The 26654-nt window shown below is 47.2% G+C and carries 17 protein-coding genes; all 17 read left to right on the top strand.

What is annotated here, in order from left to right; genetic code table 11:
* Positions 1 to 54 precede the first annotated feature (54 nt).
* On the top strand, positions 55 to 732 hold the full coding sequence (locus ACYPWY_RS05150) for a TatD family hydrolase (RefSeq protein ID WP_459684362.1): 678 nt from the start codon (positions 55 to 57) through the stop codon (positions 730 to 732).
* A 155-nt stretch (positions 733 to 887) separates the two neighbouring features.
* The gene (gene pyrB / locus ACYPWY_RS05145; RefSeq protein ID WP_459684361.1) at positions 888 to 1805 is read left to right on the top strand and encodes an aspartate carbamoyltransferase; all 918 of its coding nucleotides are present in this window, start codon (positions 888 to 890) and stop codon (positions 1803 to 1805) included.
* A gap of 189 nt (positions 1806 to 1994) precedes the next feature.
* Positions 1995 to 2459 carry an aspartate carbamoyltransferase regulatory subunit gene (gene pyrI, locus ACYPWY_RS05140; RefSeq protein ID WP_459684403.1) on the top strand — a complete coding sequence of 155 codons (465 nt, stop codon included), beginning with the start codon at positions 1995 to 1997 and terminating at the stop codon, positions 2457 to 2459.
* A gap of 170 nt (positions 2460 to 2629) precedes the next feature.
* The gene (locus tag ACYPWY_RS05135; RefSeq protein ID WP_459684360.1) at positions 2630 to 3247 is read left to right on the top strand and encodes a transposase; all 618 of its coding nucleotides are present in this window, start codon (positions 2630 to 2632) and stop codon (positions 3245 to 3247) included.
* Between the two features lie 366 nt (positions 3248 to 3613).
* The gene (locus ACYPWY_RS05130; RefSeq protein WP_459684359.1) at positions 3614 to 6352 is read left to right on the top strand and encodes an autotransporter outer membrane beta-barrel domain-containing protein; all 2739 of its coding nucleotides are present in this window, start codon (positions 3614 to 3616) and stop codon (positions 6350 to 6352) included.
* 158 nt (positions 6353 to 6510) lie between these two features.
* Entirely contained in the window at positions 6511 to 6699 is a 189-nt protein-coding gene (locus ACYPWY_RS05125; RefSeq protein WP_459684358.1) for a DUF6722 family protein, read from the top strand.
* Positions 6700 to 7289: 590 nt separating this feature from the next.
* Entirely contained in the window at positions 7290 to 11861 is a 4572-nt protein-coding gene (locus ACYPWY_RS05120) for a rhamnogalacturonan lyase family protein (RefSeq protein ID WP_459684357.1), read from the top strand.
* Between the two features lie 150 nt (positions 11862 to 12011).
* Positions 12012 to 14531 carry a rhamnogalacturonan lyase family protein gene (locus ACYPWY_RS05115; protein WP_459684356.1) on the top strand — a complete coding sequence of 840 codons (2520 nt, stop codon included), beginning with the start codon at positions 12012 to 12014 and terminating at the stop codon, positions 14529 to 14531.
* Between the two features lie 199 nt (positions 14532 to 14730).
* Entirely contained in the window at positions 14731 to 17529 is a 2799-nt protein-coding gene (locus ACYPWY_RS05110) for a glycosyl hydrolase 115 family protein (RefSeq protein WP_459684355.1), read from the top strand.
* Positions 17519 to 18982: a sulfatase-like hydrolase/transferase gene (locus ACYPWY_RS05105; protein ID WP_459684354.1), complete on the top strand. Its 1464-nt coding sequence runs from the start codon at positions 17519 to 17521 to the stop codon at positions 18980 to 18982. The genes ACYPWY_RS05110 and ACYPWY_RS05105 overlap by 11 nt, the downstream gene beginning before the upstream one ends.
* A gap of 25 nt (positions 18983 to 19007) precedes the next feature.
* Entirely contained in the window at positions 19008 to 21053 is a 2046-nt protein-coding gene (locus ACYPWY_RS05100; protein WP_459684353.1) for a rhamnogalacturonan lyase, read from the top strand.
* 93 nt (positions 21054 to 21146) lie between these two features.
* Entirely contained in the window at positions 21147 to 22385 is a 1239-nt protein-coding gene (locus ACYPWY_RS05095) for an oligogalacturonate lyase family protein (protein ID WP_459684352.1), read from the top strand.
* A 42-nt stretch (positions 22386 to 22427) separates the two neighbouring features.
* Positions 22428 to 23828 (top strand): glycoside hydrolase family 88/105 protein, encoded by a 1401-nt coding sequence (locus ACYPWY_RS05090; protein ID WP_459684351.1) that lies wholly within the window; start codon positions 22428 to 22430, stop codon positions 23826 to 23828.
* A 14-nt stretch (positions 23829 to 23842) separates the two neighbouring features.
* Positions 23843 to 24853 carry a family 43 glycosylhydrolase gene (locus ACYPWY_RS05085; RefSeq protein WP_459684350.1) on the top strand — a complete coding sequence of 337 codons (1011 nt, stop codon included), beginning with the start codon at positions 23843 to 23845 and terminating at the stop codon, positions 24851 to 24853.
* Positions 24854 to 24866: 13 nt separating this feature from the next.
* A complete protein-coding gene (gene rhaM / locus ACYPWY_RS05080) occupies positions 24867 to 25181 on the top strand; it encodes an L-rhamnose mutarotase (protein ID WP_459684349.1) in 315 nt (104 codons plus the stop codon).
* A 61-nt stretch (positions 25182 to 25242) separates the two neighbouring features.
* A complete protein-coding gene (locus tag ACYPWY_RS05075; RefSeq protein WP_459684348.1) occupies positions 25243 to 25383 on the top strand; it encodes a hypothetical protein in 141 nt (46 codons plus the stop codon).
* Positions 25384 to 25421: 38 nt separating this feature from the next.
* On the top strand, positions 25422 to 26654 hold the full coding sequence (locus tag ACYPWY_RS05070) for a glycoside hydrolase family 88/105 protein (protein WP_459684347.1): 1233 nt from the start codon (positions 25422 to 25424) through the stop codon (positions 26652 to 26654).

Raw genomic sequence — 26654 nt, 5'->3', positions numbered from 1 at the left:
ACCGAATCAAAAAGATTTAGTTAATTTGCAGGGTGTACCAATTTAAACATAAATATGGATTTATATGACATACACACGCATGATTCAGCGCCCTCGACCGAAGAGGGTGAGGAGGGGCGCCCGTATATCCTGAATGTTTATCCCCTTGGATTTGAAGATGCTAAAGATAATGCGGCGTGTTGTTTTTTTTCGTGCGGAGTACATCCATGGTACTCGGAAAACGCCGAGCCTCAATTAAATTTTTTGGAAGAAATTGCCGGAGACCATCGCATTGTTGCCATTGGTGAAGCCGGTTACGACAAGCTGAAAGGCCCCGGTTTGGCCACGCAGCGGATTGCTTTTGAGCGGCAGATTGAACTGTCGGAACAGTTGGGCAAACCGCTTATCGTGCATTGCGTGAAGGCTTGGGACGAGCTGTTGGCCTCCAAAAAGAAGTTCAAACCGCGGCAGCCCTGGATTATTCACGGTTATCGTGGAAACACCGAGCTGACGAAGGAATTGCTGGCGCACGGCTTTCGGTTTTCGATAGGGGAGAAGTTCAACAAAAATTTTGTGAAGGAAGTACCGCTTGATTCGCTTTTTTGCGAAACCGATACTTTTGATGCAACAATTGAAGAAGTTTACGCCGATTTGGCCGAAGCGCTGGGCATTTCGCCCGAAGACCTGGCCGCGCAGATAGAAAAAAATGTGATGAACGTGTTTCCGCAACTGGTGGCGGTGGGTGTTTCGTAGGAGACGATTATCGACTTTTGGTTTGTGGGGGCTCATCAGCAAAATCAGGTGTTTAGGCATAGCGTCAGTTAAGGCTTTCAGCCTTAACCCTGCGGGACTTTCTGGCGAGCTATTTTTTTGGGGCTTTCTGGCGAATTATTTAATTGAAACGATATATGAATAGCAAAAGTTTGGTGTCCATCACCGATTATTCGAAGGAAGATATTTTGCGGGTACTGGCTTCGGCTGCCGGATTCGACCGCAACCCGAACCGCCGGTTGCTCGAGGGCTGTGTGTGCGCCACGCTTTTCTTCGAGCCTTCGACCCGTACCCGCCTGAGTTTCGAGACCGCCGTGAGCCGTTTGGGGGGGAAGATAATCGGCTTCTCGGATGCCTCCACCACCAGCTCTACCAAGGGCGAAACCCTGAAGGATACCATCGCCATGGTGAGCAATTATGCCGACCTGATAATCATGCGGCACCACCTCGAGGGCGCGGCGCGGTATGCCTCCGAGCTGTCGGGCGTGCCCATTATCAATGCCGGCGATGGCGCCAATCAGCATCCCACGCAAACGATGCTCGACCTCTATTCCATCTACAAAACGCAGAAAACCCTTGATAACCTGACAATAACCATTGTTGGCGACCTCAAGTATGGGCGGACGGTGCACTCCCTCATTATCGGCATGTCGCACTTCAACCCCCGGTTTATTTTTGTGGCGCCCGAAGAATTGAAATTGCCCGACACCTACAAAAAATTCTGCGACGAACACCGGATTGCCTACACCGAACACACCGATTTCGACCAGGAAGTAATCAACCACGCCGATATTTTGTACATGACCCGTGTACAGCGCGAGCGATTCACCGACCTGATGGAATACGAAAAGGTGAAAAACGTCTATATCCTGAAAAAAGACATGCTGAACGAGGCCAGGGACAACCTCAAAATACTCCACCCCCTGCCGCGCGTCAACGAAATACAGCAGGATGTGGACGAAAGCCCCAAAGCCTACTACTTTGAACAGGCCAAAAACGGCGTATTCGCCCGGCAGGCAATCATTTGCGACAGCCTCGGCATTGCAGTTGTGTAGCTGCCCTCTCAAAAGTATTTTTGAACGTTAATTACGCAAATTACACGAATTTACGCAATTTATATAGTGTTGAAATTCAATCAAATCAGAAAAAACAGAATGATTTATTTGCGTAAATTCGCCCAATTCGCGTAATTAGCGTTCTATTGAGACAGTTCCATTTAATGACCATACAACTATAACAAAAAAATTATGTCGGAAAAGAGAAAAGAATTGCAGGTAGCTGCCTTGTGTAACGGCACGGCCATCGACCACATACCATCGGCGCAGGTGTTCAGGGTAGTTTCGCTGCTGGGCCTCGAGAACCTGCGGAACAGCATCACCATCGGTAACAACTTGGAAAGCAAGAAGATGGGCACAAAAGGAATCATCAAGATACAGGACAAGTTTTTTGAAGAAGAAGAAATCAACCGCATCGCCCTGGTAGCCCCCAACGTGGTGCTCAACATCATCCGCGACTATCAGGTGGTGGAGAAAAAACGCGTAGCCCTCCCCAAAATCATTACCGACATCGTGAAGTGCAACAACCCCAAATGCATCACCAACAACGAGCCCATGCACACCCGCTTCGAGGTGGTGGACGACAACAAAATAGAACTGAACTGCCTCTATTGCGGATTGAAAATACAAAAAGGCGACATTGTGTTGAAATAATGGTTACGGTATATCGAATATGGTGTTGTAGGGGCGTATCGAATACGCCCGTTGGCGCGAACGGGTTGCGACGAATATGTCACGTACGTTACGCCCAATGCATGTATGGATAACCAAAATGTGTATAACCCGAATCAGGGCGTATTCGATACGCCCCTACAACAAAAAATATGAATAAATTTAATCCCGAAATTCATCATCGGCGTGCCATTCGCCTGCAAGAATACGATTATTCGCAGGAAGGATTGTATTTTGTTACCATTTGCGTGCAGGACAAGCAATGTTTGTTTGGCGAAATCGTGGATGGGGAAATGGTATTGAATGATGTGGGAAAAATAGTGTATGATGAATGGATGAAAACGCCAATAATTCGCCCGGAAATTGAATTGGGCGAATTTGTGGTAATGCCGAATCATTTTCATGCCATTATTGTAATTACCCGCCGTAGGGGCGAATCACATTCACCCAATAACGATGTGGACAATGTAGGGGCGTATCGAATACGCCCGATAACGGCGAATATACCCGACACACACATTGCGTCCAATACCCAAAATGTGCATAATCCGAATCAGGGCGTATTCGATACGCCCCTACGGTCGCCGTCCAATACCATTGGGTCGATTGTGCGGGGATATAAATCGGCCGTATCCAAACAATTGGGTTTTTCGGTTTGGCAGCGCAATTACCACGAACACATTATCCGCAACAATCAATCGTATCAAAAAATTGCCGGTTACATCATCAACAATCCCACAAATTGGGCAGATGATGGTTTTTACCCGTAGGGGCGCCCGTTGCCGCGAATAGGTTGCCGCAAATGTGTTGCGTGAATGCTGGCCACATATTCCCGTAGGGGCGTATCGAATACGCCCAATACACACATTGCGTCCAATAACAACAAATATGCCCAATAGCGATGTTATGGATAACCAAAATGTGTATAACCCGAATCAGGGCGTATTCGATACGCCCCTACAACAAACATTTTTTCACCCCCGTGTACAAATTTCCATGTTTTTGAACAAAAATATAGGTTTAAAGACGCAAATGTTTATACTTTTGCTACGTTAAGTGATGGGTTAAATTTAGATATACATATTATCTCGTTAAATTTTTTAATCAAACATATTACTAATTTAAAATTTATATCAATGAAAAAAATCTTTACTTTTATACTAAGCGCAGTTATTTTGACGCTTGGTAATTTGGGTACGGCGAATGCTGCTACTTACAAAAGGCATACCATCAATCAAAATTTTGATGGTTTGGAAGCCTTACCTGCCGGTTGGTCGTGGCGCCAAGGTAATTCGGCTATCTTTGGTAGAGCAGCAGGAACATTTACTGTTGCTGACCAGATTATTTATACTCTCAAAGACGGTCAATCGGGTACTAGAGGTGGCGACATTCTTCTACCTTCAACAACCACTAGTCCTACGGATGCGGCAAGTCCTACTTGGTCTGTGGATTTAGATTGGACTATCAACAATGCTAATTTCAATGCGACAAATAATATAGCATTGGTTTTTTCAGGTAGTAACAGCAAAAATGTGAATGTTAATGCTACCTATTATGCTGATGCTATTTTCGGTTTGTATATCTACAAAAATGATGGATACATTCATTTTTGGAACATGGATATAACCGGAACTCCCGCTATTGTTAATAGTAGTGGCAATGAAGCATGGTTTGGCAGGAAAACTGCTACTACTGGCAATTATGAGGAAACTGATGCTTTGAACCTCAGCACTCAAACAGCTGTTACTTATGCTGCCGGTTCTACCTATCATATTACAGCGGAAATGGATTTTGCTAATCAAAAAATGATTAGTCTGACCATTACCGATAAGGATAATCCCGCCAATACGGCAACTATAAACAATCAACCATTCCTTGCTCCCTCAACAGCCGGTGCAGAATCTGTAGTTCCTGTTGATGAAAGAGTTGTGTCTGATTTTTCCATTATCTCCTTGTTTGGTAGCAGACCTGCTGGTGGCAATACTAATTTAGAGTTTTATATCGATAATGTGGAAGTCTATGTTAATGTAGAATCGGTTGGTCAAGCAGATGTAACTGTTAACTACAAAGACCAGAATGGTGGTCCAGTTAAACCTTCTAGAACTGCTCCAAATCAAGAAGTAGCAACTTTCTATCCATTGCTTCTATCCGATAAGGAAGATCTTGTAACTGCCACCGATTATTATGCTTACAACGCTGCAGCCACAGGTTCCGAAAGTGTTGAAGTTGTAGCAGGTGGTGTTAGCATTGATGTGATATTCAAAAAATCACCTCTTACAGCAGGTAATTACGCATGGACAGGTGCAACAAGCGCTGAATGGAACAAATTAGATGACAACTTTAGCGTTGGCGCGGGCAATATCAGTTACCAAAACGGTAATGCAGCTACATTCTCGGATGCAGCCGCTGCTGCTGCCATAACTATTCCGGCAAATTTATTCTTGGATGACAAAGATGTTACTATTTCGGCGGAAGGTTATTCTTTCTCAGGTGAAGGGAAACTGCTTGGAACAGGTACATTGGTTGTTAATGCTTCTACATCATTGAATATAGTGAACCAGTTGGATGGCGGTGTTGAATTATCAGCCGGTACATTGGAAGTTGTAAATTCGGAAGCCGGTAAATCATTTAAGGTAGCCGATAATACCACCCTTTCGTTGAATCCGGAAACAACTTTCTCTAAAGCAATCGAAGGAAGTGGTGGAACTCTTAATATCGAAACTGTTAGCGATGTTTATACTTCATCTGCTATAACTAATGTTTCTACTGTTAACATCACCAGAAAGATTAAAGGAAGATTAAATGGCTCTAACTGGTCTAACCAATGGATTGGTACTTTCCCCGACAATACACAAGTAAATGTAATTAACGGTGTAGAAGATGGCGCTTTGGCTGGATTTGGCGTTAATCACACGAGTCTGAAGAATGTAACCTTAAACTTGGGTGATAGCATCCGTTTGGTACGTTTCTACAACGAAAATGCAAATGGTAATGATATTCTTGAAGTCGGCGCATTGAGCGGAACCGACAAATCTGTAATTGAAGGTGGATTTATTGATAACCGTAGAGGAACTTATCAGTTTGGCGGTTTAAATACCGATGCCGAATTTGCAGGCACTATCCGCCAATATACAAAAGCAGATGGAATATCGGCAACAAGTAAATTGGGTATCAATAAAGTGGGAACAGGTACATGGACACTTTCGGGTAATGCAGCCATTACAGGTAAATTCAAGGTAAATGAAGGAACCTTGGCTCTTGCTGGAACCTTGGAATTAGCAGGACAGTTGGATTCAGCCACTATCAGTATTGCCGAAGGCGCCGCATTGAAAGGCCTTGGCGGTACACTGAAAGGTAGCGCAGAACTGCTTGGTACATTGAGCGGTACATTAACTTCCGATTATGGTATCACTATTGTTGGCCCGGGTAAAGCAGCGCCTCATGTTAAAAACTTCGGAACAGGCAACTACGATGTGATAACTATTCTGGATGGTAATTTAGGTGTTGCCGGAGCTATTCTGGACATCACAGTAGATGCAACTCCTACAGGCGATGGCAGAATCCAGTTGTTCAACGTTCCGTTTGGCTCAATAGACCCATTCGACCAAGTATTGGTAAATGGCGTTGACATCACCGCCAATGACGATGTATTTGCAGGCGAAGCCAAATTTGCCTACTTGCCCGACACCGGCGAATTGCTCTACTTGGTGGACGGTACAGGTATCGGCAGCGAAACAGTCGGCTACAAAGCCGTTAAATCGCGCGAATACTACGACCTGAGCGGTAAAGCCGTATCAGCCACAACCAAAGGCTTCGTAATAGTAAAAACAACTTACGAAGACGGTTCGGTGAAGAATACAAAAGCGATAAAATAACAGCCCCCCCGCCCCCCGTAGGGGGGATCATGGGAGCCTCCCCTGTGGGGGAGGCTATTGGACGGATAATAAAAAACAGGCAACGCTTATGTGTTGCCTGTTTTTTTTGCATTTCATTTTTTTTCTGTGTACATTTGTACTTATTAAACCCACGCACCATGAATATTTATGAAAAGGCAGGTGATCTGCTGATAGATATTGCCAAACTTATTTTCGGGGGTGTAATACTTGCAAGTATTATATCCGAGAATGTTGATACAACCGTATTGTATATTGTAGGGTCGATATGTGCAATATTTTTTGTTATTGGTGGTTTTGTGCTGTATAAATTAAAAGGAAAGGAGTAAAATTATGGGATTAGTTATTTTCATATCAGTAAATACTTTTATCGCAATGGTAGCAGTCGCTATTGTTGTTTACCGCAATAGGGATAGGTTATTTCCAAAGCATTAGCCCCCCCGTAGGGGGGATTTTTATCTTCCACCATTATTTGTCATTGCGGGCTCCGACCCGCAATCCCCCGAGCGTGGCGCAAACCCCTGTGCATTTATAACCTCATTCTCACCTAATTCTATTTAACAAAACAACCTCAGTAGCAGCACATTATGACGAATAATGGAACCTCATTACCTCATTTCTTTATTATCATTTATTAATATAACACATACAATCGCAGCCCGTTCGCGGCAGCGGGCGTATTCGATACGCCCCTACACATACAATCGTAGAAATCAGACGTGGCGCGCCACGTCTCTACAAACAGCCCCTCCAACCTCCCCGTAGGGGAGGCTCCTAAATCCCCCCTACGGGGGCTGGCTGGTGCTGGCTGGTGGGCTTTTGTACAAATTTCCATGCATTTGTATAATAATACAGTTGAAACTAAAGTGTGTTTTGTACATTTGTTCCCTGTACTTTAACTTGTAATACCAACACCAAAATGAAAAAACTGATACTCTTTTTTCTTGTATTGCTGTCAATGCAACCGGCTCACAGCCAGCGCCGGATGGAAAATCTGGACAGGGGGCTTATCGCCTCGAAAGTAACCGGCGGCGTGTATGTCAACTGGCGCATCACCGGCCAGGAGTGGCAAGGCGTTAGCTACAACCTCTATCGCGATGGCGTTAAGCTGAATGCGGCGCCCATCACCGGCGCCTCCAATTATATGGATGCCACCGGCACGCTGACTTCAAAATATAGCGTTTCGGCTATCGTGAAAGGCGTTGAGCAGCCTCAAAGCGTAGAAAAGGCCGTTCTGCCCAATCCCTACATCGAATTTTCGCTGCAGCCGATTCCCAAAATAGCAGGCGTTCCCGACACCTATTATGCCGACTACAAAATCAACGACATAGTAGTGGCCGACCTCGACGGCGACGGCGAATACGAATTGATAGTGAAGCGCATGAACGAAGGCTACGATTCGGCCAAACCCTTCGAAAACAAGTATTATACCCTCTTTGATGCCTACAAGCAGGACGGAACGTTTTTGTGGCGGATTGATGTCGGCCCCAACTTGTTTCACAACGTAGAAATAAACGCCCTGGCCTACGACCTCGATGGAGACGGAAAAGCCGAAGTAGTGATGCGCACCTCCGAAGGAACCGTGGACGGACTGGGGAACGTTATCCCCGACCTGGGCAATGCCATGGGTCAGCCCACGCCCGACGGCAAAACCAATTACCGCGACAAACTGCAAAACAACGGGCAATGGTTCGAGTACGAAGGGCCCGAATACCTGTCGCTCTTCAATGGCGAAACCGGCGAAATGCTGGATCGCATCGACCACATCGCCCGTCAACCGGCCAGCCAGTGGGGCGTATCGGGCACAGGAGCCGGAGGATTGGCCCACCGCGCCTGCAAATACCACTATGGCGTTCCCTATCTTGATGGTAAAAAGCCCAGCCTTTTTGTGTCGCGGGGTATCTATTACCGCACCAAAATGGCCACTTATGATATTGTAAATAAGAGGTTTGTAGAACGCTGGACATGGGATTCGGGCACAGGCGCGTATTGCGGACAAGGCAACCACAACTACAGCATTGCCGATGTTGACCTCGACGGACGAGACGAAATAGTGTATGGCTCCATGGTAGTTGACGAGTACGGTCAAGGCCTCTATTCCACCCAGTTAGGCCACGGCGATGCCATCCACGTAGGCGATTTCGACCCCTATCGCCGGGGCCTGGAAGTCTTCGCCTGCCTCGAAGAATCGCCTTATTTCGGCAGTACCCTGAGGGCAGCCGAAAGCGGGGAAATACTGTTACAATATATTCAGGGCAGCGATTGCGGCAGAGCCATGGCCGCGAATGTTACGGACAAATACAAAGGCGCCGAATTGTGGCCATCAAAAAACGGGTCGTTCTCGGCTTCGGGACGGAACGAGATTCCATTTTCGGGCGGCTCATCCAACTTCCGCATCTATTGGGACGGCGATTTACTGGACGAGCTGGTCGATCATAACTGGAGCGCGTCATTGGCAAAAGGCGAAGGTAAAGTGCAGAAATACAACGGTTCGAGCTGGCAGAATCTGCTGGTAACAACAGGCTATTATTCCTGCAACCACACCAAAGGAACGCCCTGTATTCAGGCAGATATATTCGGCGACTGGCGCGAAGAATTGATTTTCAGAAGCGCGGACGATACCAAAATACGCATCTATTTCACCACCATACCCACCGAGCACCGCATCTACACCTTGATGCACGACATGCAATACCGTCAGGCCATCGCCTGGCAAATGTGCGGTTACAATCAGCCGCCTCATGTCAGCTTCTTCCTGGGCGAAGCCGAAGGCATCACGCTACCCCCTCCGCCGGTTATGGATAATCAACGGCTGGTATTCAACCCCTCATCACCGGTATGGAGCAGCTCCTCCGGCAATTGGACGGAGAACGGAACCGCCGTCGGTTATCAGGACGGAAAAGCAGTATTGTTCGATGTATCGGGTCATGTAGCAGGAAGCGTTTCGCTGACAAGCGTAGTTTCGCCCGAGAACATGACGGTTAATTCGCCGAACGACTACGCATTCGACCTGTCTGCCGGTAAGTTGACGGGAACGATGAAACTGATAAAGCAAGGCAGCGGCTCGTTCACATTCAACGGCAACCACGATTATTCGGGCGTTACCGAATTGTGGGACGGCTTGACTGTTTTTGACGGACAACTCACAAACAGTTCTGTTTGGCTGAATCTGTTTGGCGAACTGGCCGCAACCGGCGCTTTGGGTAAAGACCTTACGCTGAACTACGGCTCGGTGTTGTATCCCGCCGGAAAAGAATCGGCCGGCGCCTTAACAATCGGCGGCGACCTCCACCTGAAAGAAAATGCCATCCTGGAACTTGATTTGAATGACAATCCCAGTCTGTGCGATAAAATAACGCTGTCGGGCGGAACATTGCATATAGCCGGAAACGCCGTTATCCGCGTAAAGAAAACAGTAGATAAATTGGCGCCCGGCGATTATGTTTTGATACAGGCCGCGAATATAGACGGCGACTTGTCGGATGTAGTGATAGAAGGCTTGAATACGCAGGTTACCTCTCTGTCGTACGCAGGCGGCAACGTTATCCTCAAGGTAAGCAATATGAGGAGCAGCGCATCGGTTGTTTGGAAAGGCGGCAATGCCGGTTCGGTATGGAATTTGGGTAAAGACGAAAACTTTACGCTAAGCGGTTCCGATGTATATTTTGCCGTGAATGACGATGTTACTTTCGACGATTCGGCCCTGTCGAAAACCGTGAATAAAGAAGGCGATTTGCTGGCAAACAACATCCTCGTCAATGCCGAAACTGAATATACCATACAAGGTAGCGGAAAAATCTCCGGTACAGGCTCGTTAACCAAAACCGGTTCGGGCAAATTGATTATGAAAGGCCGCAACGAATATTCGGGAGCCACCCTCATTCAAGGCGGAATATTGGCCGTAGAAAGTATGCCTTACCTGATATACCCGGGCTCGATAGGCTTTAAGAGCAGCAATCCCGATTTGTTTGTCCTCGATGGCGGTACGTTCACTACCACCGGCACAGCCCTCTCGTCCCTCAAAGCGATGAAAATAGGCGCTAACGGCGGAACCATTGATGCCAACGCCGACATTGAATGGAACGAAATTATCACAGGCGGCGCCTTAACAAAGGCAGGCACACGCAACCTGGCATTCTTCGGAGCCAATAATTTCGACAAGCTGATAATAAAAGCCGGAACCGTATCGTTGAAAACCGAAGAAACCAATCCGGGCAAAGCCGTAGTGTTTGAAAGTGGAACATTGAGCGCTTTCGATAATTCGGGAACATACAGCTCGGCAAGTTGGAGCATCGAAGTTCCGGCAGGAAAAACGGGCACAATCAACCTCGATAGTCGTTGCAATTACACCGGCAAACTCACCGGAGCAGGTAACTTGACCATCATGTCTCCCTTCTCAAGGAGCGAGTTGAGCGGTAACTGGTCGGAATTTACTGGTACGATAACCGCAACATCCGATTCGGACGGAGGCGATCTCCGCTTCAATAACAGTTATGGTCTCCCAAATGCCGAGTTGAACGTTACGGGTACGCTGAATGTGTATAACAATACGGGTGGCGCGTTTACCATCGGCGCGTTGAGTGGTAGCACAACTGCCACCTTCTCGGGCAATCATCTCTGGACGGTTGGTAATAAGAATGTAACAACCACATTTGCCGGAAAAATAACCGCCGGTTCGTTGACAAAAGTAGGTACGGAAAGTTTAACGCTATCCAATGCAAACACCTATACGGGAGCCACAGCCATCAACGGCGGACGCTTGCTGGTAACGAATACAACCGGCAGCGCTACCGGAACAGGTAACGTTACTGTTGGAAACGGCAGCTATCTGGGGGGAACAGGTATTATCGGCGGCAATGCATCCATAAACAACGGCGCATTTTTGGAGCCGGGTAATCACACCTCCACAGCCATAGCGCAACAGATTGGTACATTGACTTTTGAAAAGAATTTAACCCTGCAATCAGGCGGCACAATAACACTGAATGCACGGAAGCGTCTGGGTAATCCGAGCGATAAAGTGGTGGTGAAAGGAACGTTTGCCATTGCCGGAAGTCTGGTATTAACGCAGTTGGATGGTTCGGACTTCGTTCTCGGCGATGAATTGAAATTATTCGACCTGACAGGTACTGTTAGCGGACAATTCACGTCTGTAAGCCTACCGACCACAGCCACCGGCACAGAATGGGATACCAGCGCTTTACTGACAACCGGTACGATAAAAGTAATTACCGCGCCAAATAGCATCTCATCGACCGAAAGCAAGGTTTTGCAAATACATCCGAATCCTGCGGGCGATTTCGTGGTAATCAGTCTTCCTACTACGGAATTGGCTGGAATGGATGTTCTTGATTTGACCGGAAACTTAGTTCTGTCGAAAGAGATTTCGACACAGGAACGAATTGATGTAAGCGCATTACCTCAAGGCGTTTATTTAGTGAGAATAGATACTGCCGGAAAGGTATATGTTGCGAAATTGGTTAAAAAGTAGTATTATTGCAGCATAATATAAATGTGGCTGTCTCAAAAGCCTCTTCTCTGAAACTGTCATTGCGGGTTCCGATCCGCAATCTCCTAGCAATCAGCAGAAAATTATAGGTTTATGAGACAGCCTCTTTGTTTCAATCAACAGAGTTAAGGGATGAAAAAAAATTGTTTACAGGGTTTTGTGTGTTTATTTTTCCTGCTCGCAATTCATGGCGCGGCTTTCGGAAAAAAAGGAAGTCTCCCCGAGAAATTAGATCGTGGAATGATTGTTCTACCCACCGGCGAGCAATCGGCCTACCTCAGTTGGCGCCTGTTTGCCGCCGATTCGCAGGATGTGGCTTTTGATGTTTACCGGTCATCCGGCAATGAGACGCCGGTAAAACTGAATAAAGAACCGGTCAGGCAAACCACCGATTTTACGGATAATAGCGTCGATTTTAAGAAAGATAACCTTTGGTTGTTGAAAGATAAAAAAGGGAAGACGCTTGCCCGGTACCGTATAGCGGCCAACTCTCCCCTCCATTCCTACTTGAGCATCCCGCTGCAACGACCACAAGGAGGCATAGTTGAAGGCGAAAAGTTTGAATATACCGCCAATGATGCCAGCGTAGGAGACCTGGACGGCGACGGCGAATACGAAGTGATACTGAAATGGGATCCGACAAACGGTAAACGTCCGCCGCAAACCGGATTCACCGGTAACACCTATATTGATGCCTATAAATTGAATGGTCGTTTGCTTTGGCGTGTCGATTTGGGCAAAAACGTCCGTTCGGGAGCAGCCTGTACGCAGTTTTTGGTGTATGACCTCGATGGTGATGGTAAAGCCGAAATGGCCTGTAAAACCGGCGACGGCACAATTGACGGATTGGGAAAAGTCATAGGCGATGCTTCCGCCGATTGGCGAACAAAAGAAAAAAACAGCCCGACTTACGGCAAAATAGTCAATGGCCCCGAATACATTACCGTATTCGACGGCTTGACAGGCAAAAATCTGGCTACATCGGAATACATTCCTACCCGCTATCCGCTTGATGGATGGGGCGGCGTTGGCGGAAATGGCGGCAACGATGCTACCGGCGGACGCTCCGACCGCCTTTCGGCCTGTGTAGCCAACCTGAGCGGCGGCAATCCGAGTGTTGTGATGGTGCGCGGATGGTACGGACGGACGGTTTTGGCTGCATGGGATTATAAAAAAGGAAAACTGACATCGCGTTGGGTATTCGATTCATCCGACCCACAATGGGAAGGTTATTCGGGTATGGCCAACCACTCGGTTACTGTTGCCGACTTTGATGGAGACGGCTTTGACGAAATTTGTGTAGGAGCCATGACAGTGGATCACAACGGCAAAGGCTTGTTTACCACCGGATTGAGGCACGGGGATGCTTTACATGGCGGCGACTTCATACCGCAACGCCCGGGCTTGGAAGTCTTTGGGGTGCACGAGAGCGAGGCCAAAACACTTGAACTAAAAACGCCGGGCATCGCTTTATTCGACGGCAAGACAGGTGAAATAATCTGGAGCAGGTATCCGGGTGTTGATGTAGGCCGGGGCATGATTTCCGACATTGACCCGCGCTACCGTGGAGCCGAATGTTGGGGTGGCCCGGGCGGCTTGCGGAGAAGCGACACCGGAGAAGAAATAAGTAAAAAAACGCCCAATTCGTGCAATTTTGCCATTTGGTGGGATGCCGACCCGCTCAGGGAGTTGCTCGACCGCACCACCATCTCGAAATGGGATTGGAAAAACGAGCAAACGCTGGCATTGCTATCGCCCGAAGGGGTTGCTTCAAATAACGGCACCAAAGCCAACCCCTGCTTATCGGCTGATATACTGGGCGATTGGCGCGAGGAAGTGATTTGGCGGACACCCGATGAAACGGAACTGCGGATTTATTCAACAACGATTCCCGCAGCCTACCGGATACCAACCCTGATGCAAGACCCTCAGTACCGTATGGCGGTTGCCTGGCAAAATGTGGCCTACAATCAACCTCCACACCCGGGTTTCGACATGTTGGACGAGGCTAAAAAACGTTTGCCATCACAATCGGGCTTTACTCCCGAACTGTTCGATACGTTTTGGACGGTTGAAGCACAGGAAAACCAAATCAAATTCGGTAACGACACGGTAGAAATAGCGGCCAAAAAGGGCTTTACAATGTGGCGGAATGAAAAATATGCGGGCGATATTGAAATAAGCTACAAGGCCTGCGTGCTGGATGAAGGCCTCGAAGGAGACCGGCTGAGCGACTTGAATTGCTTTTGGATGGCGCAAGACCCTGCACATCCCGATGATATATTTAATCGGGCCGGTTGGCGCGGCGGTGTGTTTGGCCGTTATTACAGCCTGAACATGTATTATGTGGGTTATGGCGGCAACAGCAATACCACGACCCGTTTTCGCAGGTATAACGGTGATTTTGAATCGTTCAACAAGCAAGGGATTCGTCCGGAAATACAAAAAGAATATACCGATGAGGCTCATTTACTAAAAGCCAATCATTGGTACGATGTTCGTATTGTATGCAAAGGCAACCGGATACAATACTACATGGACGGGGAGCTACTAGTCGATTTCACCGATGAGGCTCCCTACAAATCGGGCTGGTTTGGATTCCGAACAACCGAAGCAAGAATAAAGCTTACGCAGTTTGCCGTTAAAGAATAACAGTAGAGACGTGGCGTGCCACGTCTTTATTTTTGAACCTTGTGTACGGACAGGTTTTAAACCCGCCCCTACGAACTTAGAATTTTTAAATAGAAATTAACCTGAATTTAACAGATTAAACAGTCGTATGGTATATATTTACATAAATATGTACGATAGTGCATTTTGTAAACCCTCAAACAGCTATACATTTGTTAGCATGAAAAGGTGTTTATTCCTCGTTAGTTTTTTGCTTTGTATTGTGTGCTGTTATCCGGCGCAATTTAAGCTCATACAAAAATCCGAACCTGTTACTGTTTTACTGGAGCAGCAGGAAGATGTGGTTGTGCATACAGCATTCGACCTGTTTTCCGGCGATATGGAAAATGTATCGGGAGTAAAGCCTGTTTTGGCGGGCGCTGCAAAAAATAATAAGCCCTCAATAATAATAGGGACGATAGGCAAAAGTCGGCAAATAACACAGTTGGTAAAAAAGAAACTGATTTCAACCGAGGCGTTAAGCGGTCGCTGGGAAGCCTTTCAGGTACAGCTAATAGAACAAAACGGCAGTCAGCAGCTGGTAGTTGCCGGAAGCGACAGCCGCGGAACAGCCTACGGCATACTCGAACTGTCGCGACTGATAGGCGTGTCGCCCTGGGAATGGTGGGCCGATGTTGCTCCCGAAAAAAAGACAGAACTGCTTCTCCCCTCCGGTTATTCGACTATTCAGCAGCCATCGGTGCAATACAGGGGCATTTTTCTGAATGACGAAGACTGGGGTTTGATGCCTTGGAGCAGCAAAACATTTGAACCATCGGCGCAGAAAGGACAGATAGGCCCCAAAACTTACGGCAAGATATTTGAATTATTGCTTCGCCTCAGGGCAAATACGCTTTGGCCGGCCATGCACGAAAGCACCATTCCATTCTATTTTGTGGCAGGAAACAAAGAAATGGCCGATAAATACGGCATCGTTGTCGGCACATCGCATTGCGAACCATTGATGCGAAATGGCGCCGGTGAATGGGACACCAAAAAAATGGGCGACTACAACTACCTGACCAACAAAACCAATGTGCAAAATTACTGGGCCGACCGCCTGAAAGAGGTGGGTAAGTCCGATAATTTCTACACCATCGGGATGCGTGGCGTGCACGACGGCAAAATGGAAGGCGTAAAAACCTTGGACGAGCAAACCACCGTACTGTCGGAAGTGATTAAGGATCAGCGATTGTTGCTGCAAAAATATGTGGGCAAAGACGTAACAAAAATACCCCAAGCCTTTATTCCCTATAAGGAAGTGCTGGAGGTGTATGACAATGGACTTCAATTACCCGATGACGTAACCTTGGTGTGGTGCGATGATAACTACGGCTACCTGACCCGCTTGAGTAACGAAGAAGAACAAAAACGGATGGGTGGCGGCGGCATCTATTATCATATCTCGTACTGGGGGCGTCCACACGATTATTTGTGGCTGTGCACCACGCAACCGGCTTTGATGTATTGGCAATTGAGAAATGCATGGAATAACAATGTCCGCAAATTGTGGATATTGAATGTGGGCGACATAAAACCGGCAGAATACAATATTGAGTTCTTTATGGATATGGCCTGGAATGTGGACGACTTTACAGCCGGTAACGCTGCCGATTACCTGACTAATCTGTACGAACGGGATTTTGGAAAAACAGTTTCGGGAGATGTAGCCGGAATAATGAACGAATATTACCGCCTGGCAAGTATCCGCAAACCCGAGTTTATGGGTTGGAGCCGGGTAGAGGAAGCTTCCGTAAAAGGCGGGAAGACCCCTGTAATTGATACGGAATTTAATCCTTATGGCTTTGGCGATGAAATTAAAAATCGCCTGGACGCGTACGATGCGATAAAGGAAAAACTAAAACCCTTGGCAAAACAGCTGCCCGAAGAAAAGAAAGACGCTTTCTTTCAATTGATTGAATACCCCGTATATGCCTCGGCAGGGATGAACGAAAAACTGCTGTATGCCCAGAAAGCCAGGCTGTATGCACAGTATGATCTGCCTGTGGCAAATGAATATGCAGCGAAAAGCCGTGAGGCTTACAACGAACTGCTAAAGCTGACCACCAGATACAACGAAGGCATATCAAACGGAAAGTGGAAAGGCATGATGGACGTGAAGCCCCGCAATCTGCCCGTATTTCAGGAAGCAAACTACCCTAATCCGGTGGAGGTGAAACCGGTAGCAAAGGCTGTGGTGTGGGTTGAAAATGAAAGCGAAGCTTTAACCGGTAATCGAAGAAACATCAGTTTGCCTGCCTTTGTAAAACAGGCTGATAATAAGTCGTTTATTTCTATCTTGCAGCAAGGAAGCCTTCCGGCTGCATGGGCGGTAATCAACAAGCCGGACTGGCTGATCGTGAATGAAGTTAACACCGGAATGCAAGCCGAGAAACGCCTTGTTTTCAGCGTTCTGTGGAATAAGCTACAAAATAGCGTCGAAGGCGATTGTTCGCTCAGGATAGGAGACGATACCTATACTTTTGGGCTGAAAGCCATTGCTCAAGACGAAAAAATCCCTGCCGAATCGAACCGGATGATAGCTATCAACGCAAAAGATTATACGAGAGCCGATAATGCAAAAACCACTGTAATCAGAGAATTGGGACATAACGGAGCTGCGGTAGAACTTGCTCCGGGCGAAGTAAACTCGGTGGAGTACGATATTTATACTTTCAGCATGGGGCGTGCTATCCTCAGTGTTGGTCTGATTCCCAACCATCCGGTGGATAAAGATATACGTTATGCGGTGGCCATTGATGACGAAAAGCCCCAGGTTGTATCCCTTAAAACCCAGTTCAGAAGCGAGACATGGAAAATAAACGTACTGAGAAATCAATCGGTAAACAATACAGTCCATAAACTGACGAAGCCCGGTAAACATACAATCAAAATCTATGCACTGGACAGAGGCATTATACTCGACCGGTTGCTGCTGGATTTTGAGAATGATGAATTGAGAATTGAGAATGAAAAATGAACGTAGGGGCGTATCGAATACGCCCAATCTACGCCATAATCAAAGTAATAATATATTCATGAAGAAGAACATCTATAAAGTAACTAAATTTTTTCCGCTTGTATTCGGATGCTCGTTGCCGATTGCGGTGTTGGCTGCAACAGATGGCAATGAACAAAAGCCGAATATTGTATTTATATTGGCCGATGACTTGGGATACGGCGATTTAGCCTGCTTTGGCAACAACATCATCAAAACGCCGAATATTGATAATCTGGCGAAGGATGGCGTTAAATTTACCAACTGTTATGCGGGCGCCAGCGTTTCTTCTCCATCAAGGAGTTGCCTGATGACCGGCCTGCATACCGGCCATACGCGCATTCGCGGGAATATGTGCAAAGCAGGGGGAATCACCGGCGACAGGGTAGGGATAGGTACCGTTATGCGGACAAACCTCCAGCCACAGGATTCGACCGTGGCCAATGTGCTGTCGAACAATGGTTACAGAACCTGCTTGGTGAATAAATGGCATTTGGATGGCTTCGACCCCACAGCAGGACCTTTAGACCGCGGATTTCAGGAGTTTTATGGCTGGTTGATTCGTGAACCCAACAGCCACAACTATTATCCCTATATCCGTTTTCGCAATCGCGAGGAGTATGTGATACAGGACAATCTCAATGATAAACACATCGACCACAATACCGACCGTGCTACGCGCGAGGCGATTGATTTTCTCAAACGTCAGAAGAATAATCCGTTTTTCCTCTATTTGTCCTACAACTCGCCTCATGTACCGTTGGATGCCAAGGCTTTAGGCGATTACAAAGACATGGATTTGTCGGACAACGATAAATCGTATGCGGCTTTGGTTACGCACATGGACGAATGCATCGGGCTGGTTTTGGCTCAACTGAAGGCACAGGGACTGGACAAGAATACCATCGTTATTTTCACCTCCGACAATGGCGGAGCCAAGGCTGCCGAAACCGAAAAACTGATATTGAACGGAAACCTGAGAGGCTGGAAAGGCGAACTGTACGAAGGTGGGATCCGCGTGCCGCTGATTGTTCGTTTACCCGACCGCTCGAATGCCGGAAAGGTAACGGATTTCCCGTGCTACTTCCCCGATATGCTGCCGACATTTGCCGATATAACCCACTCATACACCACCCTTCGCCCGGACGGCATAAGCATATACCCCGAAATTAAAAATCCGGGTAGCATGGATAAGGAACAACGCTATTTGTATTGGGAACAATATCCAAGATACGGAATTGGTCAGGCGATAAGAAAGGGCGACTGGAAATTGATTCGCCAAAATGTGGACAAAGAATTTGAGCTGTACAACCTGAAAACGGACGTAGAAGAACGCAACAATGTGGCGCGCGAACATCCCGATGTGCTGCGGTTGTTGGCCGGATATATGATAGATGCACACGTAAAATCTGAAAATTGGCCTGTAAACGAATAATTTACAAGCATATAAAAACAAACCCATGAAAAATAAATGTTTAATTACAACAGTTCTGCTGTTATTTGCTTTTTGTAGTAATTCGTTTTCCCAACCGAATTACAATTATTCTAAGCTGAAACGGGAAAAGTTGGGGCGCGGCCTCACGGTGATAAAGAAAGATGCGGCAACCAATGTTGTTACCTGGCGGTATTTGTCTTCCGACCCGTTGAATGTGGCCTTTAACGTTTACCGCAACGATGTGAAAATCAACGAAATCCCCATCGAAAAGGCGACTTATTTTGAGGATAGATTTTCATCTGCCGAAAAGCAGATTTATACGGTGAAGCTTGTCAAAAACGGTAAGGAAATTGATAAGTTATCGCAATCTTACACCTTGCCGGCCAATGCGCCCGTTGGCTACATCGACATACCCTTGGACTTGCCTCAGGGCGGTACGGACAGAAATGGCAGGGAATTCAGCTATTCGGCCAACGATGCCAGTGTGGGCGATGTTGACGGTGATGGCGAGTACGAAATAATATTGAAATGGTATCCCTCCAATGCAAAAGACAATTCGCAGGCCGGTTACACTTCTGATGTTTTCTTCGACTGCTACAAGTTGGATGGAACGAAGCTTTGGCGGATAAACCTGGGTAGGAATATACGCGCCGGAGCGCACTACACCCAATTCATGGTTTATGACCTGGACGGAGACGGCAAGGCGGAAGTAGTGATGAAAACAGCCGATGGAACAGTCGATGGCAAGGGTAAAGTGATTGGAGACCCGAATGCCGATTATGCAAACGAAAGAGGTTTTATACTGGATGGCCCCGAATTTCTGACCGTATTTAGCGGATTAACGGGGGAAGCTCTACATACCATTGATTATTATCCGCCTAGAGGGGGTGATGGCAGTGGCTGGGGCGACAACCGGGGAAACAGGGTTGACCGCCACCTGGCTTGTGTGGCTTACCTGGATGGCGTAAATCCGAGTGTGGTGATGTGTCGTGGCTATTATACGCGCGCGGCGCTGGCTGCTTACGATTTCAAAAAGGGCAAATTAACTCAACGCTGGGTGTTCGATTCCGAAACCCCAGGAAATGAAGGTTATAGCGGACAAGGAAATCACAACCTGCGCGTAGGTGATGTGGATGGAGACGGATGCGATGAAATCATTTACGGTTCGTGTGCCATTGATAATGACGGTAAAGGATTATATACCACCGGATTGAGGCACGGAGACGCCATGCACCTGACTGTTTTCGACCCCACCCGAAAAGGATTGCAGGTATGGGATTGCCACGAAAACAAGAAAGACGGATCGACTTTCCGTGATGCAGCTACCGGAGAGGTGTTGTTCCAGATAACATCGCCGATGGATGTTGGTCGCTGCATGGCTGCCGATATAGATCCCAGTCATCCGGGCCTGGAAATGTGGTCGTCCGATTCGCACGGTATCCGCAATGTGAAAGGCGAAGTGGTGAATCCATCGACAAGGGGTGTTTCTACCAATATGGCTTGTTGGTGGGATGGCGATTTATTGCGCGAACTACTTGACAAAAACAGGATTACGAAATACAATTACACGAATGGCGAAAGCACAACCTTGCTCACTGCCGAAGGTTGTACATCCAATAACGGAACAAAAGCCAATCCGTGTTTGCAGGCCGATTTGCTGGGCGACTGGCGCGAAGAGGTGTTGCTGCGAACAGAAGACAATAAAAACCTGAGGTTGTATGTTTCTACCATTGATACCGATTACCGTTTCCACACCTTTCTGGAAGACCCTGTTTACCGCTTGAGCATTGCTTATCAGAATGTGGCCTACAATCAACCCACACAAGCCGGGTTTTATTTCGGCGCCGATTTGGGCAACTGTTTCCCCGATAAAGAGCTGGTTGCAAGCAAGAGTATCGTTCTTGATGCCGGAATGGATTATGACGCTTACGAGTGGTCGGTCGGCGGCAAAAAAAGGACACGGGAAATTACAACAAAAGATATTCCGGCAGGAAAGAGAACAAAAATAGAACTGAAAGTTACCTTCCGTGGCTACCAGTTCAGCGATTATGTGTATGTAACACTTAAATAAAACCAGCCCCCTCCAACCTCCCCCGTAGGGGAGGCTCAAAAAGCTTCCTCCTTTGGGGGAGGTTGGAGGGGGTGTTAAAACAAACAAATAAAAATGAAAAAATATTATAACATACTAAGCTTGATTTTATGCCTGATTCCGGTGGCTGCTTCTGCATCGGATATAGGGAAGATATTTCCTTCGGAAAAGTATATGTATATAGATAAGGTAACGGGTTTTCCTGTTACGGTGCTGACCAGCTGCCAGACCGGCGATTCAAAGATGTATCAAACGCATCCGCAATGGACGTACGACAGTAAATTCATTGTCTTCCGCTCTTCCGACCGTTCGGCGGATGGAAACCCGCAAGCGTTTGCCGTGAAAGAGGATACCGGCGAAATTATTCAGTTGACCGACGGCGAGGGTACAGGCACAGGCAGCTTGAATGTGGCAAGGCTCTCGAATAAATTGTATTATTTCCGTAAATCAGCCGATGACAAGAAAACATTGATAGAGCTTAATCTGGATTCGCTGTTTAAAGACAGCTATGCCAAAACAGTAAAAGATAAATCGGTATATGAACGCTCAATAGCCGTATTGCCGGATGATTTGGCCGAATCGGGCGGCTTTAGCCTCGATGCCGACGAAACGGTGGCCTATATCGGTGTACGCCGCGTGGGAGCTAAAAAAGAGTACAAAGGCAGTGATGAAGAATGGCGCATAAAACAAGTGCCATCGGGCTTGCGGGCTATCAACCTGCAAACCGGAAAAATTACGACTGTGATAGATGTTCCGTTTACGATGGGACATGTTCAGGCAAATCCGTTTGTGGCGGGCGAAATATTGTATTGTCAGGAAACGGGCGGCGATGCGCCTCAACGCATGTGGATAACAAAAGCCGATGGATCGGGCAACCGTCCCCTGTACGAAGAAAACACCAACGACTGGGTAACACACGAAGCCTGGATAGACAAAGACAACGTTTACTTCCTGATAATGGGTCATTTGCCACGATTGAGGAAAAAACCTTCGGGATTGTTCCGTATCAATGTGCGGACAGACGAATTGCAACCGCTGGGACAACTGGATTATGGTTCGGGATTCTGGCATTGTGGCGGAACTTCGGATGGAAAATGGGCGGCTGTCGATAACTTCGAGGGCGAAGTCTATCTCATCAACTGCAAAACCGGCGAACAAACCAAGCTGACAGCCGGTCATGTGATGAAACCCGACCACACGCATCCCTCGTTCAGCCCCGATAATAAGCGGGTGTACATCCAATCGGGACGTGCAAGCGATGGGGAAAAACTCGATTTAGTACTTGTCAATATCCCTCCGCATCTGGAATATTGAACGAATGGACAATAAAGTAACGAACAAAATAAATAAACAAGAATGATTAAGATAGCTGTAAAATTTGTGTTAGCCTCGGCGCTGCTTGTTAGCGCATCATCGGCGTTTTGTCAGAAGAATCAGAAAGCGCTCAACGATTCCAATACGCCCTTGCACCTCTTGTCCCCCGACTACAAGATTCCCTACGAGGAATTGACGGAAGCAAAAATAAAAGGAACCCTGGACAGGGTACTGGTTTACCTCGACAAATCGAATCCGGCCAAGGTGGTGGATAAAAACACGGGCAAGCAAATAACCGATTATGCCAAAATAGATAAGAATTCGCAGCTGGAGAAAGGCGTTTTCCGCTTGGCCAGTTACGAATGGGGTGTAACCTATTCGGGGATGTTGAAAGTGGCCGACGCTACGGGCGACAAGCGGTATGCGGATTATGTTTACAACCGCTTCAAATTGTTGTCGGACGTGGCGCCCTATTTCAAGAAACTGATGGACGATTATGGCGTCATCGACCCGCAAATGAAACAATTGTTGACCCCCCATGCTCTGGACGATGCAGGCGCCATGTGTGCGGCCATGATAAAATTTGCCGGAACAAATCCCGATTTTGAATTGCGCCCGATAATCACTAACTACATGGACTACATCATGACCAAGGAATACCGTCTGGCTGATGGCACTTTTGCCCGCAACAGGCCACTGAAAAATACCGTGTGGCTGGATGATATGTACATGAGCCTTCCGGCTATATCGCAAATGGGAAAATATACCGGCGAACGTAAATATTTCGATGAAGTAGGAAAACAAATCAGGCAGTTTGCGGACAGAATGTTTGTGCCCGAAAAAAACTTGTTCAGGCACGGTTGGGTGGAATCTATGGACGATCATCCGGCTTTTTTCTGGGGACGCGCCAACGGTTGGGCATTTCTGACCATGGCCGAAACCCTGGATGTTTTGCCCGAAAATCACCCCGATTATCCGAAAGCGCTTGCCTTGTTCAAGGCTCATGCCAAAGGCTTGGCTGCTCTTCAGTCGGGTGAAGGATTCTGGCACCAGTTGCTGGACAGAAACGACTCTTACCTCGAAACTTCGGCAACAGCCATCTATGTGTATTGCTATGCCAGAGGTATCAATAAAGGCTGGCTCGATCCCTTGGCGTATGGCCCCGTGGCCAATTTGGGATGGAATGCCGTTGCCACAAAAGTGAACGCCGAAGGACAGGTAGAAGGCACCTGCGTGGGTACGGGAATGGCTTTCGACCCCGCATTTTACTACTATCGTCCGGTGAATGTTTATGCGGCGCATGGTTACGGCCCTGTTTTGCTGGCAGGCGGCGAGATGATAAATCTTGTCAAGAAATTCTATCCGCGGATGAACGATAGCGCTATCCAGTTCTATACCAAGCCTCAGAAAACCACAGCGCCTATTTTTAGTGTAGAAGATTAAGAAAAAAGAGATATATGAGAAATTTGTTGTTTTGTTTGGTCGCTCTTTTGACGATGCAGTTTGTATCGTCGGAGGGCTTGTATGCGCAACCGGCAAAAATTGCCGCCAAGCCTTTGTACCGCGACAGCATATACGATGGCGCTGCCGACCCGGTGATTGTTTGGAACAAGGCCGAAAAAAAATGGTTTATGTTCTATACCAACCGCCGTGCCAACATCGAAAAAAGTAGCGGCGTAGATTGGGTACACGGCGCCCCGATAGGCATTGCCGAATCGGAAGATGGCGGCGCTACCTGGAAATACCGCTGCGATGCCGCTATCAACTACGGGCAGGAAGGCTATACCTTTTGGGCGCCCGATGTTATCGAACATAAAGGGGTCTATCACATGTACCTGACGGTTGTGCCCGGAACATTTACCGACTGGAAGCATCCGCGCGATATTGTTCATCTGACAAGTAAGAACCTGATAGACTGGAAGTTTGAAGCCGTGCTGAAATTGGCTTCGGACAAGGTGATAGATGCAAGCGTGTTTCGGACAAAAGACGGTTGGTGGTACTTGTATTACAACAACGAAAAAGACAGCAAGTCGATATATTATGCCCGGAGCAAAGATTTGTACAACTGGGAAGATGTAGGGAAAGCCGTGGCCGACCGTGCAGGCGAAGGCCCGAAAGTGTTTTACTGGCAGAAAAAGTTTTTTATGGTAGTGGATAACTGGCGGGGACTGGGCGTTTACTCATCCACCGACCTGAAAGAATGGATACGTCAGCCCGAAAACATACTCGAACACCCCGGAAAAGGCTTGGATGACGGCACAAACGGACTTCATGCCGATGTGGTTGTCAAGGGCGATAAAGCCTATATCTTTTACTTCACCCATCCCGGGCGGACGGCAGGCGCCGGAGCGAATGATTCGTACGAAACGCGGAGAAGTTCGATACAGGTGGCCGAATTGGAATATAAAAACGGAGCGATTGTGTGCGACAGGGATAAACCGGTTGCCATCAATCTCTCGAAAAAATAAAATGTAAATGACTATGAGAAGAGAAGCATTTAAAATGTACCTGAAACCCGGATGCGAGGTTGAATACGCTAAAAGGCACAATGCTATATGGCCTGAACTGAAACAGTTATTAAAAGACAGCGGTGTGTCGGATTACACCATTTTCTGGGACAAGGAAACCAATGTGCTGTATGCCTGTCAGGTGGTGAGTGGCGAGGGTTCGTCTCAGGATTTGGGCGCCAACCCCATCGTTGCCAAATGGTGGGCCTACATGGCGGATATTATGGATACCAATCCCGATAATTCGCCCGTATCTATTCCATTGCAAGAAGTATTCCACATGGATTGACCCGATAAGCAAAACTTGGAATCATCTAAGAAACAAACACTTGAAACACTTGAAATTTGAAATGATGAAAAAAGTTTGCTGTTTATTTACGCTGTTGTTGTTTTTTGCATTAACTACAATTTATGGCGAAGGGTCAACCTATGGATACAATCAATATCCCGCAAACTCGGTTTATGTCATCGGACAAACCGGATGGGAATGAATATAAACAAGAAATAAAACGTATAAAAATTGAAACGTATGAACAGAAAATCATTGGTTATAGGTCTTTTATCGGTTGCTGCTTGCTCTGTTTTTGCACAGCAGCGCTCGGATGAGGAGGCCATAAGAGCTGTGGCGGATAATATTTTAAAGGAACCTGTAACACAATTTGTAGGTGTAAAAACGGGCGCTACATACAGTAGTACAAACGAAATTCCGAAAGGAGAAGATGTGAAGTTCAAAAGCCCACTGACCGAATGGCATTATTCGAATGGGGTACTGGATATGAGCATGGTGGATTTGGGAAAATACCTGAACGAACCCAAATACATTGATTATGCAAAAAATCACGTCGCTTTTGGCTTTGCGAACTACGAATATTTTAAAAATACTTTCCGCAACGACCGCAAACATTGGACATGGCCTTTCGGTCAGCTTTGGAACATGAAAGAACTGGACGATTGCGGTGCGATGGGTTCGGCCGTTATAGAAGTATATCAATTGGATGCCAGGCCCGAGTATAAGCAATACATTGATAATGCCGCCAACCACATCATGAAGGGACAAACCCGTTTAGACGACGGCACACTCTGCCGCACTTTTCCCCGAAAAAATACCGTGTGGGCCGATGATGTGTATATGAGCGTTTCTTTTTTGTCTCAGATGGGAAAACTGACCGGCGAGGCCAAGTATTTTGACGAAGGCGCCAAACAGATTATAAACATAGGCAACTATTTGTGGCGCCCCGAAAAGCAGTTGTTCTACCACTGCTATTATACCGACTTGAAACGGAACGGTGTTGCTTTCTGGGGTCGTGCCAACGGATGGATAATGGTGTCGCTTGTACGTTTGCTGGATGTGATGCCGGCGAATCACCCGCGGCGCGCCGAACTGGTAACGCTACTCGAAAAGCAGATTGTGGGCGCTTCCCGCTACCAAAACGAGAACGGAATGTGGAACCAGTTACTGGACAAATCCGATTCGTACGACGAGTCGTCGGTAACGGCGATGTATGTGTATGGCATTGCAAAAGGGGTGAATAAGGGATGGATTGACCCGGCCTACGCCCGCATAGCACAAGCCGGATGGAGAGCCTTGAAAACGACCCAGATAACAAAAGAAGGAAAGTTTAGCAATGTATGTGTAGGAACCGGTATCTCCGATGACCTGCCGTTCTACTTTACCCGTCCGGTTGGCGATAACGAAAAACACGGCCTTGGACTAATCATAGATACAGGCGTGGAAATATTGAAATTGAATAAAAAGAAATAA

This window comes from Viscerimonas tarda, assembly GCF_054601255.1.
Note: the sequence above shows the minus strand (reverse complement) of the source record. Positions and strands in the feature narration are given on the sequence as shown.

Excerpts from the sequence above, each read along its gene's own strand:
- ACYPWY_RS05150 (WP_459684362.1), top strand. The coding sequence starts at position 55 with ATGGATTTATATGACATACACACGCATGATTCAGCGCCCTCGACCGAA.
- ACYPWY_RS05135 (WP_459684360.1), top strand. The coding sequence starts at position 2,630 with ATGAATAAATTTAATCCCGAAATTCATCATCGGCGTGCCATTCGCCTG.
- ACYPWY_RS05075 (WP_459684348.1), top strand. The coding sequence starts at position 25,243 with ATGATGAAAAAAGTTTGCTGTTTATTTACGCTGTTGTTGTTTTTTGCA.
- ACYPWY_RS05110 (WP_459684355.1), top strand. The coding sequence starts at position 14,731 with ATGAAAAGGTGTTTATTCCTCGTTAGTTTTTTGCTTTGTATTGTGTGC.
- ACYPWY_RS05070 (WP_459684347.1), top strand. The coding sequence starts at position 25,422 with ATGAACAGAAAATCATTGGTTATAGGTCTTTTATCGGTTGCTGCTTGC.
- ACYPWY_RS05125 (WP_459684358.1), top strand. The coding sequence starts at position 6,511 with ATGAATATTTATGAAAAGGCAGGTGATCTGCTGATAGATATTGCCAAA.
- ACYPWY_RS05100 (WP_459684353.1), top strand. The coding sequence starts at position 19,008 with ATGAAAAATAAATGTTTAATTACAACAGTTCTGCTGTTATTTGCTTTT.
- pyrB (WP_459684361.1), top strand. The coding sequence starts at position 888 with ATGAATAGCAAAAGTTTGGTGTCCATCACCGATTATTCGAAGGAAGAT.
- rhaM (WP_459684349.1), top strand. The coding sequence starts at position 24,867 with ATGAGAAGAGAAGCATTTAAAATGTACCTGAAACCCGGATGCGAGGTT.
- ACYPWY_RS05090 (WP_459684351.1), top strand. The coding sequence starts at position 22,428 with ATGATTAAGATAGCTGTAAAATTTGTGTTAGCCTCGGCGCTGCTTGTT.
- ACYPWY_RS05130 (WP_459684359.1), top strand. The coding sequence starts at position 3,614 with ATGAAAAAAATCTTTACTTTTATACTAAGCGCAGTTATTTTGACGCTT.
- ACYPWY_RS05085 (WP_459684350.1), top strand. The coding sequence starts at position 23,843 with ATGAGAAATTTGTTGTTTTGTTTGGTCGCTCTTTTGACGATGCAGTTT.
- ACYPWY_RS05120 (WP_459684357.1), top strand. The coding sequence starts at position 7,290 with ATGAAAAAACTGATACTCTTTTTTCTTGTATTGCTGTCAATGCAACCG.
- ACYPWY_RS05115 (WP_459684356.1), top strand. The coding sequence starts at position 12,012 with ATGAAAAAAAATTGTTTACAGGGTTTTGTGTGTTTATTTTTCCTGCTC.
- ACYPWY_RS05095 (WP_459684352.1), top strand. The coding sequence starts at position 21,147 with ATGAAAAAATATTATAACATACTAAGCTTGATTTTATGCCTGATTCCG.
- ACYPWY_RS05105 (WP_459684354.1), top strand. The coding sequence starts at position 17,519 with ATGAAAAATGAACGTAGGGGCGTATCGAATACGCCCAATCTACGCCAT.